Below are 14,924 nucleotides of genomic sequence, written 5' to 3'. Positions count from 1 at the left end.
AAGCCGCCCCTCCCCGGGCGGCTTTTGTTTGTCCTAGGACCGTAAGACTATGTGTGTTTCCAGAAGGGTGGTTGTGTATTTTGACCCCCTATAAAAGAGGGCTTAAGGTGTGGTATGAAGCAGATTGAAAGCATATTTATACCATAAAAAGGGCACAAATCCCTATTCAAACATGAGTCTTTGAACCTTATAATAACAATATTGGAAAAAGTGCGATTCACCATTACGCTCGTTTAGAGGGACTCTAAGCAGCGTTTTTATTTTTGACAGGAGGAGGAACCCCTATGAGCTTATCGGATATGCTGACTGCCCTTAACGGTGGTATTTCAAATAAAAAGGCAGAGATCGAAGAGAAAATTGCTCGACTCAAAAAGGCGAAAAGTAAAGTTGAACGTGAACAAGATGCGGCGGAAACAGATCTAAAACAAATCAAGCAGCCAAAGCTTGGGACCTCTTGGAAAGGTGAGCGGAGCCAAGATTTCAAATCAGAGCGAAATGAAGCGCATGATGCGCTGCAAACGATCGTAAGCGATAAATACCCACGCTACGTGAGCCGAATCGAATTCAAAATCAGTACATTAGAAGCCGAGCAGTCTGCCTTATCCTTTGCCAGCTCTTTAGCTGGAGATGCCGCACGTTTGGCTGAAAAAGGAGAAGACGCAGTAGAAGACGCAAAACGCTTGATCTCAAAAGCATGGAGCAGCTTGTAAGCGAGCTTCATGCTGAACAAATCTGGAGGATATCATAATGGGACAAATTAAGTTAAACTACCAAACAGTGATGGATAAACTAGATGAAGTCTCCCAAGCAGTTGAAGCTTTAACAATGAAAAAAGCAGCAGATAAAGCTGGTGAAAACAGCCTTGAATTTGTAACCAAATGGACGTCACGTGAAGCAGAGGTGGGCGAAATGGTCTCAAGCTTTAAAGAAGCCTTGATCAAAAACGTTCAGGATACACGCTCAAATGTGAAGACACTAAAAGAACAGGATGAAGCGATTGCGGCAAAATCATAAGCCCCAATCGTTTTATTGATAGCGTAGCTGAGTACGATGTAAAATATAGTCGTAAAGACTCATATATAATTCGGGATTTATGACCTTAGATTATTCCGTTTTTCTTCCAAACACCATGTTAAAAGGACACCTTTTCCCTATTTAAGCCTAAGGCTTTTCGCCTTATACTATACTTAATGAAAGCGAACGATAGAAATGTCAGGACTGGAAAAAGCAGATGATCTGCTTGGTTTCAAAAATGCTGACGCCGTGCTTTCTTATGAGGTCTAATAGAGGTGGATGACATGAGTTTATCCGAGATGCTGCACCATCTGCATATGGGGATTGAAAACAAACGTGCAGAATTTGACGAAATGATCTCTCGGTTAAAGACAGCCAAAAGTAATATTCGAACAGAACAAGATCTTGCGCAGTCTGACATAAAGGAAATCAAGAAGCCTGCTCTAGATTCGTCATGGAAAGGTGAGAGAGGAACGGACTTTCACCGTCATCGGAAAGAAGCCTTTCACGTGCTGCACGACATTGTGAACAATGAGTATGAAACCTATATTACGGAGATAGACCAAAAAATTATGCACTTTGAGTTAAAAAAAATGGAACTCGCTGTCGCCAGTAATTTTGCAGGAAGAGCCCAAGATGTGATGGAAAAAGGCGAGGATTTTGCAAAGGATGTCAAACATTTAATTGAACGGGGCTGGAAAGCTCTTTAATAAAATAAACGAAACAGCCGGCTGAACAAGCGGCTGTTTTTTTGGTTTAGTCACATCCGCCGCTACCACCTGAATCACCACCGCAGGAGGCATCAGAAGCGTGATGTGTATACGAATCAGTATAGTTACTGGTTGTTGAACTGTGATGTGCAGAATGCTTAGAAGATGAACGCTTATCTTTTGGTGTAAACATGTGGGCGGTAATGGCGCCTAAAGAAGCTAGTATGATGATGATAACAAACATGATGTATCCCTCCTCTTGTTTCATATTCATACGTTTGAGCCATAACAAAGTTCCCGGTCGGAAAGAAAAACTGGGCAAAGAGTTCTATTTTCGTTTATGATGATAGGCAAAAGTAATTGACCAAGGGAGGGGAGTCTATGTTATCTCTACGTCAGGAGGAGCTGTTGAGGCGGTTAATGCAGGCAGAGCAGGAGCTGACAGGTGAAGAAATTGCACGCCTGATAGGCGTCACATCACGAACAGTTCGAACAGATATGAAAGCGCTTAAATCGATATTAGAAGCACATGGGGCAACGCTTCATATGAAACGTGGAGCAGGGTATACATTGACTGTCGAAGATTATGGAGCATTTCGTACTTTTTTGAAAAACTCAATGAGAGAAAGAAATGAAAAAAAGAATCAAGTCATTCCAGATCAGCCGGAGGATCGTATCTCTTATTTATTGAGAAGGCTTTTATTGTCCGAAGACTATATGAAATTAGATGAATTGGCCGAGGAATTATTTGTGAGTGAATCTACTGTGAAAAATGACCTGAAAGCAGTCAAGCATATTTTCTCTTTACATGGCCTCTCTGTTGCACACCGTCCTAAATATGGACTGAGGCTGACTGGAGATGAAATGAAATTAAGGTATTGTCTAGCTGAGCATGTGTTTCAGCAGGAGCATCCGAACCCTGCCCTTTTACCTGAAGAAACATATCAATTGATTCAAGATATGGTGCGTTCACGTACAAAGGCAAGCGGCCTTCATGTGTCAGAGATCGGTTTAAGCAACTTAGTGACACATATCGCCATTGCGTGCAAACGAATTGAAGAGAAAAAATTGGTCATGATGCCGGAAGGAGAACTCAAAGATATTCAAACACAGCCCGCTTTTCAAGTGGCGAGGCAAATGGCAGAAGATATGCGTCACGTACTCGGTATAGATTTTCCATTATCTGAAATGGCCTATATTGCGATTCATTTAATGGGGGCAAAAATGATGGCGTATGGAGAAACGGGCCACACGCTATTTCACATGCTTGATGAAGAGCATTTCCGTTTAACTCACCAATTACTTGGTTATGTCGAAGAGCACATGTCACTTGATATTCAGACAGACAAGGAATTGATTGTGGGACTAAGTCTTCACCTGAGATCAGCGATTCATCGGTTCCGATATGATATGAACATCCGTAACCCCTATTTATCAGACATAAAAAGGCATTATCCGATTGCTTTTGAAGCAGGTGTCTATATGGGAAGATGGCTGAAGGAAAAAGAGAATGTAGAGATTCATGAAGATGAAATCGGATATTTGGCGCTGCATATTGGTGCTGCCATAGAGCGGACAAAAACTCAGACTGTGAGAAAAAAATGCTTGATTGTGTGTGCAACGGGTGTCGCAAGCAGTCAGCTTCTTCTCCATAAGCTGAAGGCCGCCTTTAGCGAAAGGCTAGAGATTGCTGGAACTGCAAGTGTCAGTGACCTTTTGTCGTATGACTTGAGAAGTATCGATTTGATCATTAGTACCATCCCGCTTCAGAACACACTACCTGTGCCAGTGATTGATGTACATACGATCCTCAGTGAAGACGATATGTCGAGGCTGAAGCGATTTGTACAGGGGTCACAAGAAATGGGGGTCTTGCGATATATCAGTCCGAAGATGACTTTTTTTCAGCAAGATCTACAAACAAGGGAAGAGGTTCTTCAATTTTTCGTGAATGTATTGCAGGAACAAAAACGAATCCCCAATGATTTTGAACAGCTATTGTTGGAAAGAGAGGAAGTGTCACCTACGTCGTTCGGTCATTTGGTCGCAATTCCTCACCCAATCAAACCGGCAACAGATGATACGTTTTGTGCGATCTGTACGTTGAGAAAACCAGTGCTGTGGGGCGAAGAGCGGGTACAGGTCGTCTGTTTGTTAAGTATACAGAAGACGTATCAGAAAGAATTGCAGTCACTTTATCAATTTCTTGTGCGTTTGACAGAGCAGAAGGAAGTGGTGGAGCAAATCATCAAAGCTGCTTCATTTGAAGAACTGACGGCGGCGCTGCACGTGTTGGAACAGCCAGATGAAAAAAAAGGACACCCATTTCCGCATCTGTGAGGAAAAAGATTAGATGTTAATGAAAGCGCTTTTAAAATAACATCAAAAAGGAGGATGATCACGAGTTTTTGTAAAGGGGGAGACGGATCATGAGCTTTAAAGAGAGAGCGGCCGACGTCATGGGACATGTCGCTTATCGTATTACAAATCAGAAGTATATTATGGCGATTAAGCAAGCATTTGTCACATTAATGCCAATCATCATTACGGGGGCATTTGCTGTACTGGTCGCAAATATGATCATGAGCCCGGAAACGGGGCTTGCCCATTTTGAGATATTCAGGTTTTTAGCAGAGCTTCAGCCAATTATGAAGGCAATCAATTATGCCACGCTGAACTTTTTAACGATCGGGGCTGTGTTCCTCATCGGGATTGAGCTTGGGAAAATCAATGGACATAAATCATTATTCCCAGGATTAATGGCATTGATTTCATTTATATCCGTTATTCCGACGACACTTCTTCTTGAAGTCGATGGATCGATGCGTGAGGTTGTCGATGTGCTGGCGAGGCAATTCTCCGATCCAAAAAGCTTATTTTTGGGTATGATCATTGCCATCGTCTCTGTAGAGATCTTTTGTAAGCTTACCGAGGTGAAGTGGCTGCAAATTAAAATGCCAGATTCTGTTCCATCAAATGTGGCGACGTCTTTTTCTTCACTTTTCCCATCAATTATTACGATTACAATCATTAGTTCATTCGGGTTTGCGTTTCACCGTGTGACAGGCATTTATTTGCATGAAGCGGTGTATAACGTCGTGCAGCGTCCGCTTGAAAGTGTTGTGCAGGGACTGCCTGGTATTTTAACGTTAATGTTTGTGGCTCAATTTTTCTGGGTGATCGGTATACATGGCAACCAAATGATTAAACCGATTCGCGAGCCGCTGTTATTAGGATCAATTGCAGTGAACATGACAGCATTTCAAGAGGGCAAAGAGATTCCAAATATTATCACGATGCCATTTTGGGATGTGTATATGAGCATTGGTGGTTCGGGTGTGACGATTGGTCTGTTGATCGCCATTTTTATAGCGGGTAGAAGGGAAGAGATGCGTAGCATTGCCAAGCTTTCATCAGGACCTGGACTGTTTAACATCAATGAACCAGTTATTTTCGGATTACCTGTCATGCTGAACCCTGTGATGGCGATTCCGTTTATCGTTACACCACTCGTGACAGGTACGATTGGTTATATCGCAACCGCTACAGGTTTTGCCGGGAAAGCGGTGGTGATGGTGCCGTGGACGACACCTCCGATTGTGAATGCTTGGCTGTCTACCGCTGGCAGTATGGGGGCTGTCATCACACAGCTCATCTGTATTGTTGTCGCTGTTTTCATCTATTTACCTTTTGTCCTCTTATCCAACCGGAAGCCAGAAGCAGCACCTGATTCAGAATAGAAGGAGGGCTCATGAATGAACATGCAATTTAGATGGTATGGCAAAGAAGATCCTGTCTCCCTTTCATATATTCGGCAAATTCCCGGCATGAAAGGGATTGTCAGTGCAGTCTATGATGTGCCGGCTGGTGATTTGTGGCCGGAGGAAAGTATTGCTCATTTAAAAGCGGAAATCGAACGTCACGATCTTGCTTTTGAAGTCGTAGAAAGTCTCCCGGTCCATGAAGATATTAAGCTGGGAAAGCCTAGCCGGGATGTTTATATCGAGCATTATCAAGAAAATATCCGGAGATTAGCAAGGCATGGTGTGAAGGTCATTTGTTATAACTTCATGCCAGTCCTTGATTGGACACGAACACAGCTCGATTTCCCACTAGCTGATCAATCGACGACCCTTGTTTATTTTCAGCATCAGCTTGAACAGATGGATATAGAAAAAGATCGACTTTCCTTACCAGGATGGGATACGTCTTATACGCAGGAAGAAATGAGAAAGTTGATGGCTGCATACAGGGCATTGGGTGCGGAAGGGTTGTTTGAGAACCTAGACTATTTCTTGGGAAATATCCTTCCAGTTGCAGCGGAAGAGAACATGAACATGGCACTGCATCCAGATGACCCTCCTTGGAACATATTTGGTCTGCCCCGCATTGTCAGTTGTGAAGAACAAATAGATCGTATCCTTCAGCTCGATGAACGCTCACAGCATGGACTGACCTTTTGTTCCGGTTCCCTAGGCTGTAATGCGAAAAATGATGTTCCTTCACTTGCGAGAAAGTATGCCAAAAAAGGGCGTATACACTTTGCTCATTTACGCAATGTCAATTTGTATGAAAACGGTGATTTTGAAGAGTCGGCACACCTGTCGTCAGCAGGTAGCCTCGATATGGGAGCGATTGTGAACGCATTGTTTAAGGAAGGATTTGCTGGCTATGTCCGGCCAGATCATGGACGAATGATCTTTGGTGAGACGGGCAGACCTGGCTATGGATTATACGACCGAGCACTTGGAGCTATGTATTTACAAGGGATGTGGGAAGGACTTCAAATTCACACGAAGAAAGGTCAGGTGGCAACATGAACAAAATCGACATACCCAATGACTTTATTCTAGGTGCTGCGGCTTCTGCTTGGCAGACGGAGGGTTGGAAAGGGAAGAAACCGCATCAGGATTCGTATATAGACCTTTGGTATAAGGAGGGGTATCACGTATGGCACGAAGGATACGGACCAGCAGGAGCAACGAATTTTTACGAGCGCTATCCTGAAGATGTAGCCCTTATGAAGGAAATTGGGTTATCTCATTACCGGACATCGATCAATTGGTCGAGGTTTCTCATAGATTACGAGAATGGAATTGTAGATGAGACCTATGCTCGTTATATTGATGATTTCATCAATGAATTACTTGAAGCAGGTGTAGAGCCGATGTTTTGCTTAGAGCATTATGAGCTTCCGGCCGTTTTGCTTGAAAAGTACGGCGGCTGGTCATCTAAACATGTTGTCGAGCTGTTTGTTCTGTATGCAGAAAAGGTGTTTGAACGCTATGGAGACCGGGTCAAACATTGGTTTACCTTTAATGAACCAATTGTTGTTCAGACTCGTGTGTATCTAGATGCTATTCGTTATCCTTTCGAGCAAAATACGAAGAAATGGATGCAGTGGAACTATCATAAAGCCTTGGCGACAGCAAAAGTGGTGAAGCTTTTTCAGGAAATGGGCTTGAAGGAATCAGCCGGTGCAAAAATTGGGGTCATTCTCAATCCAGAAGTGACGTATGCGAGATCTACTGCTCCGCATGATCAAGAAGCGGCCCGCATGTATGATTTGTTTTTTAATCGCGTGTTCTTAGATCCCTCCATTAAAGGCGAGTATCCAGAAGAACTGCTTGATGTATTGAAAAAGCATGACATTTTTTTCGATGCAACGGAAGAAGAGCTTCAGATCATTAAAGATCATACAGTCGATGTGGTCGGTCTTAATTTATACTATCCGCATCGCGTTAAGGCACCTAGCAAGGCTTGGAACGAAAACACACCGTTTCATCCATCTTATTATTACGATCTATTTGAGCTCCCAGGGAGAAAAATGAATCCATTCAGAGGCTGGGAAATCTATCCGAATATCGTCTATGATATGGGCATGAGAATAAAAGAAGAATACGGCAATATCGAGTGGTTTGTGGCTGAAAACGGTATGGGGGTCGAGCAGGAAGAGCGGTTTAAAAACGAAGACGGCATCATTGATGATCAGTACCGAATTTCATTTATCAGCCAGCATTTGAAAAAAGCCCTTCAAGCGAAAAAAGAAGGTTCAAACTGCAAGGGATATATGCTCTGGGCTTTTACGGATAATGTCTCGCCGATGAATGCATTCAAGAATCGCTACGGATTAGTAGAGATCCAACTGGAGAATGAAAGGAATCGTCAGATGAAAGCGTCAGGATACTGGTTCAAAACATTAATCCAAACGAGGAAATTAAGGGATGAACCAGATGTCATTTATCAATAGGAGTGATGGGATATGAAGCGAATCATTCTCGCTTGTGCAGCAGGAATGTCGACGTCGATTGTGGTATCTAAAATGAAGGCAGCCGCAGAAGGAAAAGGGCTGGATTATGAAATTTATGCGATACCTGAAGGGGCCATTGCGGACGAATTAGAAGAGCATGGGGACGATGTAAAGGTCATTTTGCTAGGACCGCAAGTTAGCTTTATGAGAAAGGCAGCAGAAAAAACAGCGGCACCTTATCATATACCTGTCGATGTGGTAAATGTAAGATTATATGGAACAGCGAATGGAGAAAAAATTCTAGAACATGCACTGAAACTAGCAAATGAATCTTGAGCAATCGGAGGAGAAGCAGATGACGGTATTAGAGGAAATGCAGGGAGCAGCCTTTCAAATAATTGCCCATGCAGGTGAGGCACGAAGCCATTATGTAGAAGCCATTCGTCTAGCAAGAGCGGATGACTTTGAAGCAGCACAGCAGTTGATTGAAAAAGGGGAGGAAGCGTTTCGAAGCATCCATGACCTGCACTTGTCGCTGATACAAAAAGAGGCGGCAGGGGAACAGCTTCCCTTTTCTTTACTGCTCATACATGCAGAAGACCAAATGCTCACAACAGAGACCATCCATCTGCTTGCCATTGAAATGATCGAAATGTGTAAAAAAATGAATACCCTGTCAAAATAGATATCAGTTATTAACCAATTTCTGTTATAATCATTCGGTAGATAAAGAGAAAGCAGGATTGGTGAATGAAAAAAACATGTATGTGGCTTGCAGTTGGTTTAGTCATGCTGCTCATTTCGGGCTGTATGGGTAAGAAACAGCAAACAGAAGGAAACCAGCAAGCCATCAAAGAGGTAAAGGGTCAAGTACAAACGAAAGAAACAACAGACACGCAGCAAATTGAAGCGGCAGAGATAGACAAACAAAACTGGATTCAGCAAAAGGAACCCGTTGCGCTTCCAATCTTGATGTATCACAGTATTTCCAGCGGTAATTCGTTACGTGTGCCAAAAAGCGAATTTGCGGCTCATATGAAATGGCTGAAAGACAACGGCTATGTCACGCTGTCGCCGAAAGAGGCATATCAAGTTCTCGCGACCAATTCGACACCAAGTGAAAAGTATGTTCTTATCACATTTGACGATGGATATACGGATAACTACACAAAGGCATTTCCGATTTTAAAGGAATATGGAATGAAAGCCACGATTTTTATGATCGAGCAGTCCATTGGCCGTCCGCATCATTTAACCGATGCTCAAATGGATGATATGGTGGCGCATGGTATTTCAATAGAGAGTCACACCATTCATCATTTAGAACTCAATCGTTTAACACAGAAGCAGCAGGAAGAAGAATTAAAAGGATCGAAGGTATTCTTTGACCAGCGGTTTTCTCAACAAACGATCATGGTCAGCTATCCGGTCGGTCGCTATAACGAAGACACGCTGAAGCTGGCGAAGGAAGCAGGATATGAAATGGCTGTGACCACTGAACCAGGACATGCGAAAAAGGAACAAGGCATGATGTCCTTACACCGCCTGCGCATTTCACCGGGACTTTCACCCGAAAGCTTTGGCAGGCTGATAGAGGGAAATTGATCAATATTAGATCACAGATGTTTCACATGAAACATTTTACGACACGTTTCGTGGAGATGATTTGTGGATCGACAACATCATAGGGCTTGAGTACACATCTAGATATATTCTTCAGACGTGATCGTCACACATAATGTTTTTTAAATGATGTGAAAAGGGAGAGAGCAAAGATGTCAAATTTTCTTGGAATTGATCATGTCCAGTTAGCTGCCCCAAAGGGGAGTGAAGAGAAGGCACGTTTGTTTTTTGGGGAGATTCTAGGAATGAAGGAAATACCTAAGCCTGTTCACCTAGCAAAACGTGGTGGTGTTTGGTTTCAGTGCGGCAATCAACAGCTTCACATTGGCATTGAAGATCAGTTTCAAGCAGCGAAAAAAGCTCATCCAGCTTTTCAAGTAAAAAAATTATCAAATTTAAAAGAGACATTAATGAAACATCATATTCTTATAAAGGAAGATCAGCCGTTAGATGGAGCCATCAGGTTTTATGTAGATGATCCATTTGGAAATCGAATTGAATTTTTAGAGAGACTGTAGAAAATAAATCTTGTGAGAAACAATAAGGATGTCGAGAAAATCTCGACATCCTTATTTTATGAAAGTATGTTATTGATAAACAGGATAACCCGTTATCTTTATATCTTTTCCGAGTGGTTCAAGAGAGAGTTGATCCAGTTCAATTGCATCACTCATGAGGCGTATGCCTTCGCCTCCGAAAAAAGAAGGAGAGAGTCGACCGCCAATGAGCTTGGGCGCCATGTAGATGACGAGTTTATCGACAAGCTGCTGTTCTAAAAATGAGGCATTGATTTGTCCGCCGCCTTCAATCATCAGGGAGGAGATATTTCTTTCTCCAAGCACTTGAAGTACTTCTTGTAAAGGCACACGGATATCGCTATCCGTCATGATGACACTGACGCCAGCTGCTTCTAAAGCGGCTCGTTTTTCTTCATCGGCTTGTTTTGTTGTAAAGATCCATGTTGGCGCCATTTGATCTGTGACCACCTTTGCTGTCAGCGGGATAGACAGCTTAGAGTCTAAGACAATTCGAATTGGATGATGACCGTTTGGAATCCGTGCTGTTAATGAAGGATCGTCGTGAATGACGGTTTGCGCACCGACCAAGATGGCATCGTTGATACTGCGAATGTGATGTGCATCATAACGGGACGTCTCTGATGTAATCCACTTGCTGTCAGACGTAGCAGATGCAATTTTTCCGTCTAACGTAATGCCTGCTTTGAGTGTCACGAAAGGTGTTTTTTTCGTAATAAAGTGATTAAATACTTCATTCATCAGAATGGATTCCTGTTCAAGTACGCCCGTGATAACTTGTATGCCAGCGTCTTGTAAAATGGCAATCCCGCGGCCAGCGACCAGCGGATTCGGATCAAGTGCCGCCACGACAACAGTTTCGACGCCAGCTTTCACAAGTGCTTCAGCGCATGGACCTGTGCGGCCATGGTGGGAACAAGGCTCTAGTGTCACATAGATCGTGGCACCTTTTGCCTTATCTCCAGCCATTTTGAGCGCATGGATTTCTGCATGTGGTTCGCCGGCCTTCATATGCGCCCCGACCCCAACAATTTCATTTTCTCGCACAATCACAGCCCCGACGAGCGGATTGGGAGATGTCTGACCTTTCATTGCTTCGGCATTTTCAAGGGCTAGTTTCATATATCGCTCATGATGTGGCAATCGTACGCACCTCTTGATCCGCCTTCATATGACCTGAGCGGTTAATTTTTGTCTGCAAGTATTTTTCATTGAACTCAGAGACATCACCCCAAAGTGGAATCCGTCCAGAAAGAGAAAGGCCTGCATGACTGATAGCATCGGTCTTTTTCGGATTATTGGTAATAAGTCTGACTGGCTTTGTACGCAATGTTTGAAGAACAGCAATCGCTTCTTCATATTGACGTGTATCATCTTCAAAGCCTAGTGCTTCGTTTGCTTCTACTGTATCGTAGCCGTTTTCTTGCAAGATGTAGGCCATGGCTTTACTGAAAAGACCGATCCCGCGTCCTTCATGGTTGGCTAAATAAAACAGTGCGCCTGCTCCATTGTCCTCAATCATCCGCATAGACTGTTTCAATTGGAATCCGCAATCGCAGCGTTTGCTTCCGAAAATATCGCCGGTGTGGCAGATGGAATGCATGCGGATCAGCGCTTCATCAGCATGTTCGAAATCTCCGTAAACAAGGACACTTGATTGCTGGTGATCTGCAAGCTCACGGGAGGAAAGGCTTTCGATTAAAGCTTCATCTGATAATGGTTCTTTCCCGTCATCTTTTAACCATGAATACCAGTTAAACATGACCGTTCTACCGTCTAAATTCACTGGCAGTTTAATAGGTCCAGTGATATATATAAATCCGTCTTCTTGCTGTACTCGTTTGATTTTATCTTTTAAAATGGCTGTTTTAACCTCTGTGTGTTTGTCCATATTCTGCACCTTCTTTTTTGTCTGTTTCTTCAATCTGTAAACGAACGAGAACGCCAAATGGATCAATAAATTCGTTACTTTTTCCTGTCGTGTTCATGTGAACGCCTGCTTTTGTCAGACGTTCGACGACGGATGTTCTATCGCCTTCTTTTGGGAAAACCAGTGTATAGCTTCTAATTCCTGAAAAACGTGGATCAATGGCTCCTTTTCTCCCGCGTCCCCATGCATTAAAGGCAAGGTGGTGATGATAGACGCCACCAGCAACGAATAAGCTGGCTGGGGGAGCCATTCGGATATGAAAACCGAGCGTGTTCACATAAAAGGAATCGGCTTCTTCTGGGTTGAGATGGAAATGCAAGTGTCCCATGACTGTACCAGCCGGGAGTCCTTCCCAGGTGGAATCAGCGGCTTCTTGCAGGAGACCATCTCCATCAAGCGGAGCATTTCCGCCACCTTTCAGCTCTCCATGCTCACCTACCCATATGTCCTGAGGACGATCAGCATAAATCTCAACGCCGATGCCATCTGGATCACTTAAATAAATGGCTTCACTGAAAAAGTGATCGCTTGCTCCAATTAAAGGATAGCCTTTTTTGATCACATGCGCCAGCCATGTGCCCAGGTTTTTTCTGGTAGGTAATAAAACCGCAAAATGATAAAGTCCTGGCTCATGATCCGGCTTCTCTTTCAGCTGCACATCTTCTTTCAGCACAAGGATTGGTTCCTTTGCGTTGCTGCCAAGCGTGACAGTAGAATCCGTCTGTTCTAATAAAGTAAAACCTAAAATGTCTGTATAAAAAGGCAAAGAACGCTCAAAGCTGGACACATGTAATTCTGTTACACCTAATCTTACCTGCTCTATTGTATTCAAAGCTCGGTCATCTCCTTCATGTTATATGCATCTGCATGTTCAATGGTTTATTGAAAATTGATAAAAATGATTACCTTGTTACTTTTAGTAACTAAACTATATAATAGTTAGTGACTTATTTCAAGTAATTAATTATGTTATAATGAAAAAAAGTAGAGAAAAGCAGGAGGGAGTAAAGTATGGCTCAAGTAGATGGCTGCCCAATTACAGATGCCATGGAGATTTTAGGGAAGAAGTGGGTGATTCTGATCATCAATCAGCTTTTGACAGGGCCAAAACGTTTTTGTCAGCTAGAAAATGAAATGAACATCAGCGGACGGTTATTATCAGAAAGGCTGAAAGATTTAGAAGCTGAAGGCCTTGTTGAGAAAAAAGTTTATCCCGACATTCCCGTGCGGATTGAATATGAACTAACAGAACAAGGAAAGAAAATTGAACCAGTCATACGGGAAATGTATGCTTGGTCTTTAGAGCGAAAAAATAGTGAAAAGGGTGAACATGTCCCTTCTTAATCGATTTCGATCAGTGTCCCTGATCGATTTTTTTTGTGATTTTCCAGAAATCTAAGTCAATAGTATGAAAAATGATGTTGACAATAATTTCATTCATCATATAATATCAAGGAGAAGAGGGTTCTTTTCCCTGTAATGGAATGGGGAGGTTATGCCATGGTATCATGAATGGGACAGATTACCTAAACCGTGTATCACTACATCATGTAGCAACAGACATCTTTGACTTGTCGAAAGCAAAGATTTATTTTTTAAACTCAATTGATAATGATTATCATAATCATTTATGAGTGTGATTCATACGCTGATAAAGGTTATTTTTTTTATTGTCTATTGAGAATAATTATCAATATCATTTAGGAGGATATATATGAAATCACTTCGTTCAGCATCACACGTCTTATTATTCTTTAGCTTTGTTCTATTGTTTGCTCTAGCCCCGGTTAGCTCTGCCTCAGCAGCAGGCTTAGCAGATGGTCAATATTCAGCACAATATGTGGTATGGAAAGCAGACAGTGATTCAACGTCAACAGCAAATACGTATTTTGAAAAACCAGCTAAGCTTGTTGTGAAGGACGGAAAAATCAAAGCGCAAGTCACTTTAACGAACAGCTCTTGGATTACAAGCTTTAAAACATTGGATCAAGGTGTCTACAAAGATGCGAAGATGATCAGTACAAACACAGCTGCTAATAAGAGAACGGTAGAGTTCAATGTCAACAGCCTGACAGATGTTGTACCAGCTAAAGTGAGTGTGACTGTACCGGTCATTGGATATACAGGCAATTACGATATTCGCGTCAAGTTTGATGCAGCAACTGTTCAATAAAAAGGGAGGAAATTCGTTTGATGAAAAAATGGATCAGGATGCCAGCCTTCATGGCTGCATTGCTTCTGGCACTTATACTGCCTTTTTCAAATGCACAGGCTGCTTCATTAAATGATGGTACATACTCCGTCAATTACACTGTGATGAAGGCCGAAGGAACTGCCGTTTCGATGGCAAATGATTACTGGCTGAAGCCGGCAAAAGTGATCGTGAAAAATGGCAAGCTGACTGTGCAAATGACCATTAAAAACAGCAGCTGGGTAACGGAATTTAAAGTGCCGGGAAATGGCGGCTATGTCGATACGACGGTTCTATCAACGAATAAGAAAGCCAATACAAGGCTTGTCCAATTCCAAGCACAGAGTTTGTCTAAACCAATCAAGTCAAAAATCCATGTCACAGTCAAATCGGCTGATTATGATCATGACTATACCATCCAACTGAAATTCGATGAAAGCAGCATCAAGTCACTTTCTTCTGACAGTTCAAAAGAAACAGCAGGTGCAGCAAAACATCAAGAATCATCAAAAGAAACAACCAAAACAACTGATTCATCCACCAAAACAAAACAAGAAGAAAATCCTCAAACTGGTGATACAAGCCAGATGGGATGGCTCCTTGTGCTTGTCTTATGTTCAGGCGGGTTTTTAGCGAGAAAGTGGATCATCAAGCATTAACGGAAGGAAGT

18 protein-coding genes are annotated in these 14,924 nt (G+C 42.7%); 14 read left to right on the top strand and 4 right to left on the bottom strand.

Going from position 1 to position 14,924, the window contains the following annotated elements; genetic code table 11:
• Positions 1-284 precede the first annotated feature (284 nt).
• The 3 genes from MHI20_RS12095 (at position 285) to MHI20_RS12085 (ending at position 1,724) form a co-directional block, all read left to right on the top strand.
• Complete coding sequence (locus MHI20_RS12095; RefSeq protein WP_340938646.1) at positions 285-710, top strand: YwqH-like family protein; 426 nt, start codon at positions 285-287, stop codon at positions 708-710.
• Positions 711-747: 37 nt separating this feature from the next.
• Positions 748-1,014, top strand: coding sequence for a YwqI/YxiC family protein (locus MHI20_RS12090; protein WP_039165060.1), 267 nt, complete (start codon positions 748-750; stop codon positions 1,012-1,014).
• 284 nt (positions 1,015-1,298) lie between these two features.
• The gene (locus tag MHI20_RS12085; RefSeq protein ID WP_168948362.1) at positions 1,299-1,724 is read left to right on the top strand and encodes a YwqH-like family protein; all 426 of its coding nucleotides are present in this window, start codon (positions 1,299-1,301) and stop codon (positions 1,722-1,724) included.
• A gap of 46 nt (positions 1,725-1,770) precedes the next feature.
• On the opposite strand, the gene MHI20_RS12080 is transcribed toward MHI20_RS12085, so the two are convergent.
• Positions 1,771-1,968 carry a hypothetical protein gene (locus MHI20_RS12080; protein WP_017358669.1) on the bottom strand — a complete coding sequence of 66 codons (198 nt, stop codon included), beginning with the start codon at positions 1,966-1,968 and terminating at the stop codon, positions 1,771-1,773.
• Positions 1,969-2,105: 137 nt separating this feature from the next.
• On the opposite strand from MHI20_RS12080, the gene MHI20_RS12075 reads away from it, so the two are divergent.
• From MHI20_RS12075 to MHI20_RS12040, 8 genes are all read left to right on the top strand, one after another.
• Positions 2,106-4,064, top strand: coding sequence for a BglG family transcription antiterminator (locus MHI20_RS12075; RefSeq protein ID WP_340938639.1), 1,959 nt, complete (start codon positions 2,106-2,108; stop codon positions 4,062-4,064).
• Positions 4,065-4,153: 89 nt separating this feature from the next.
• Positions 4,154-5,464 carry a PTS sugar transporter subunit IIC gene (locus tag MHI20_RS12070; protein ID WP_024719533.1) on the top strand — a complete coding sequence of 437 codons (1,311 nt, stop codon included), beginning with the start codon at positions 4,154-4,156 and terminating at the stop codon, positions 5,462-5,464.
• Positions 5,465-5,479: 15 nt separating this feature from the next.
• Positions 5,480-6,544 (top strand): mannonate dehydratase, encoded by a 1,065-nt coding sequence (gene uxuA, locus MHI20_RS12065; RefSeq protein WP_079919719.1) that lies wholly within the window; start codon positions 5,480-5,482, stop codon positions 6,542-6,544.
• Complete coding sequence (locus tag MHI20_RS12060; RefSeq protein ID WP_340938636.1) at positions 6,541-7,974, top strand: glycoside hydrolase family 1 protein; 1,434 nt, start codon at positions 6,541-6,543, stop codon at positions 7,972-7,974. Before uxuA ends, MHI20_RS12060 begins: the two co-directional genes overlap by 4 nt.
• Positions 7,975-7,986: 12 nt before the next feature.
• Entirely contained in the window at positions 7,987-8,310 is a 324-nt protein-coding gene (locus MHI20_RS12055) for a PTS sugar transporter subunit IIB (protein WP_008345616.1), read from the top strand.
• 19 nt (positions 8,311-8,329) lie between these two features.
• The gene (locus MHI20_RS12050; RefSeq protein ID WP_008345614.1) at positions 8,330-8,659 is read left to right on the top strand and encodes a PTS lactose/cellobiose transporter subunit IIA; all 330 of its coding nucleotides are present in this window, start codon (positions 8,330-8,332) and stop codon (positions 8,657-8,659) included.
• A gap of 65 nt (positions 8,660-8,724) precedes the next feature.
• Complete coding sequence (locus MHI20_RS12045; protein ID WP_340938632.1) at positions 8,725-9,579, top strand: polysaccharide deacetylase family protein; 855 nt, start codon at positions 8,725-8,727, stop codon at positions 9,577-9,579.
• Positions 9,580-9,749: 170 nt separating this feature from the next.
• Complete coding sequence (locus tag MHI20_RS12040; protein WP_024719529.1) at positions 9,750-10,115, top strand: VOC family protein; 366 nt, start codon at positions 9,750-9,752, stop codon at positions 10,113-10,115.
• A 69-nt stretch (positions 10,116-10,184) separates the two neighbouring features.
• Here the strand turns inward: MHI20_RS12040 and ribD are convergent, their stop codons facing one another.
• From ribD to MHI20_RS12025, 3 genes are read right to left on the bottom strand one after another with little or no spacing between them, the layout of a single operon-like run.
• The gene (ribD, locus tag MHI20_RS12035; RefSeq protein WP_098680780.1) at positions 10,185-11,276 is read right to left on the bottom strand and encodes a bifunctional diaminohydroxyphosphoribosylaminopyrimidine deaminase/5-amino-6-(5-phosphoribosylamino)uracil reductase RibD; all 1,092 of its coding nucleotides are present in this window, start codon (positions 11,274-11,276) and stop codon (positions 10,185-10,187) included.
• Entirely contained in the window at positions 11,263-12,024 is a 762-nt protein-coding gene (locus MHI20_RS12030) for a GTP cyclohydrolase II (RefSeq protein WP_008345606.1), read from the bottom strand. Before MHI20_RS12030 ends, ribD begins: the two co-directional genes overlap by 14 nt.
• Positions 12,002-12,895: a VOC family protein gene (locus tag MHI20_RS12025; RefSeq protein ID WP_340938626.1), complete on the bottom strand. Its 894-nt coding sequence runs from the start codon at positions 12,893-12,895 to the stop codon at positions 12,002-12,004. The genes MHI20_RS12030 and MHI20_RS12025 overlap by 23 nt, the downstream gene beginning before the upstream one ends.
• Before the next feature lie 179 nt (positions 12,896-13,074).
• On the opposite strand from MHI20_RS12025, the gene MHI20_RS12020 reads away from it, so the two are divergent.
• The 3 genes from MHI20_RS12020 (at position 13,075) to isdC (ending at position 14,913) form a co-directional block, all read left to right on the top strand.
• Positions 13,075-13,407 carry a winged helix-turn-helix transcriptional regulator gene (locus MHI20_RS12020; RefSeq protein WP_007497926.1) on the top strand — a complete coding sequence of 111 codons (333 nt, stop codon included), beginning with the start codon at positions 13,075-13,077 and terminating at the stop codon, positions 13,405-13,407.
• 370 nt (positions 13,408-13,777) lie between these two features.
• Positions 13,778-14,236 carry an NEAT domain-containing protein gene (locus MHI20_RS12015; RefSeq protein WP_340938623.1) on the top strand — a complete coding sequence of 153 codons (459 nt, stop codon included), beginning with the start codon at positions 13,778-13,780 and terminating at the stop codon, positions 14,234-14,236.
• A 20-nt stretch (positions 14,237-14,256) separates the two neighbouring features.
• Complete coding sequence (isdC, locus tag MHI20_RS12010) at positions 14,257-14,913, top strand: heme uptake protein IsdC (RefSeq protein WP_110487238.1); 657 nt, start codon at positions 14,257-14,259, stop codon at positions 14,911-14,913.
• Positions 14,914-14,924 lie beyond the last annotated feature (11 nt).

Source organism: Bacillus sp. FSL K6-1106, from assembly GCF_038005245.1.
GTDB lineage: Bacteria > Bacillota > Bacilli > Bacillales > Bacillaceae > Bacillus > Bacillus altitudinis.
Note: the sequence above shows the minus strand (reverse complement) of the source record. Positions and strands in the feature narration are given on the sequence as shown.

Bases quoted from the DNA above. Each gene is read 5' to 3' on its own strand.
- MHI20_RS12095 (WP_340938646.1), top strand. From the start codon at position 285: ATGAGCTTATCGGATATGCTGACTGCCCTTAACGGTGGTATTTCAAAT.
- MHI20_RS12090 (WP_039165060.1), top strand. From the start codon at position 748: ATGGGACAAATTAAGTTAAACTACCAAACAGTGATGGATAAACTAGAT.
- MHI20_RS12085 (WP_168948362.1), top strand. From the start codon at position 1,299: ATGAGTTTATCCGAGATGCTGCACCATCTGCATATGGGGATTGAAAAC.
- MHI20_RS12080 (WP_017358669.1), bottom strand. From the start codon at position 1,968: ATGTTTGTTATCATCATCATACTAGCTTCTTTAGGCGCCATTACCGCC.
- MHI20_RS12075 (WP_340938639.1), top strand. From the start codon at position 2,106: ATGTTATCTCTACGTCAGGAGGAGCTGTTGAGGCGGTTAATGCAGGCA.
- MHI20_RS12070 (WP_024719533.1), top strand. From the start codon at position 4,154: ATGAGCTTTAAAGAGAGAGCGGCCGACGTCATGGGACATGTCGCTTAT.
- uxuA (WP_079919719.1), top strand. From the start codon at position 5,480: ATGAACATGCAATTTAGATGGTATGGCAAAGAAGATCCTGTCTCCCTT.
- MHI20_RS12060 (WP_340938636.1), top strand. From the start codon at position 6,541: ATGAACAAAATCGACATACCCAATGACTTTATTCTAGGTGCTGCGGCT.
- MHI20_RS12055 (WP_008345616.1), top strand. From the start codon at position 7,987: ATGAAGCGAATCATTCTCGCTTGTGCAGCAGGAATGTCGACGTCGATT.
- MHI20_RS12050 (WP_008345614.1), top strand. From the start codon at position 8,330: ATGACGGTATTAGAGGAAATGCAGGGAGCAGCCTTTCAAATAATTGCC.
- MHI20_RS12045 (WP_340938632.1), top strand. From the start codon at position 8,725: ATGAAAAAAACATGTATGTGGCTTGCAGTTGGTTTAGTCATGCTGCTC.
- MHI20_RS12040 (WP_024719529.1), top strand. From the start codon at position 9,750: ATGTCAAATTTTCTTGGAATTGATCATGTCCAGTTAGCTGCCCCAAAG.
- MHI20_RS12030 (WP_008345606.1), bottom strand. From the start codon at position 12,024: ATGGACAAACACACAGAGGTTAAAACAGCCATTTTAAAAGATAAAATC.
- MHI20_RS12020 (WP_007497926.1), top strand. From the start codon at position 13,075: ATGGCTCAAGTAGATGGCTGCCCAATTACAGATGCCATGGAGATTTTA.
- MHI20_RS12015 (WP_340938623.1), top strand. From the start codon at position 13,778: ATGAAATCACTTCGTTCAGCATCACACGTCTTATTATTCTTTAGCTTT.
- isdC (WP_110487238.1), top strand. From the start codon at position 14,257: ATGAAAAAATGGATCAGGATGCCAGCCTTCATGGCTGCATTGCTTCTG.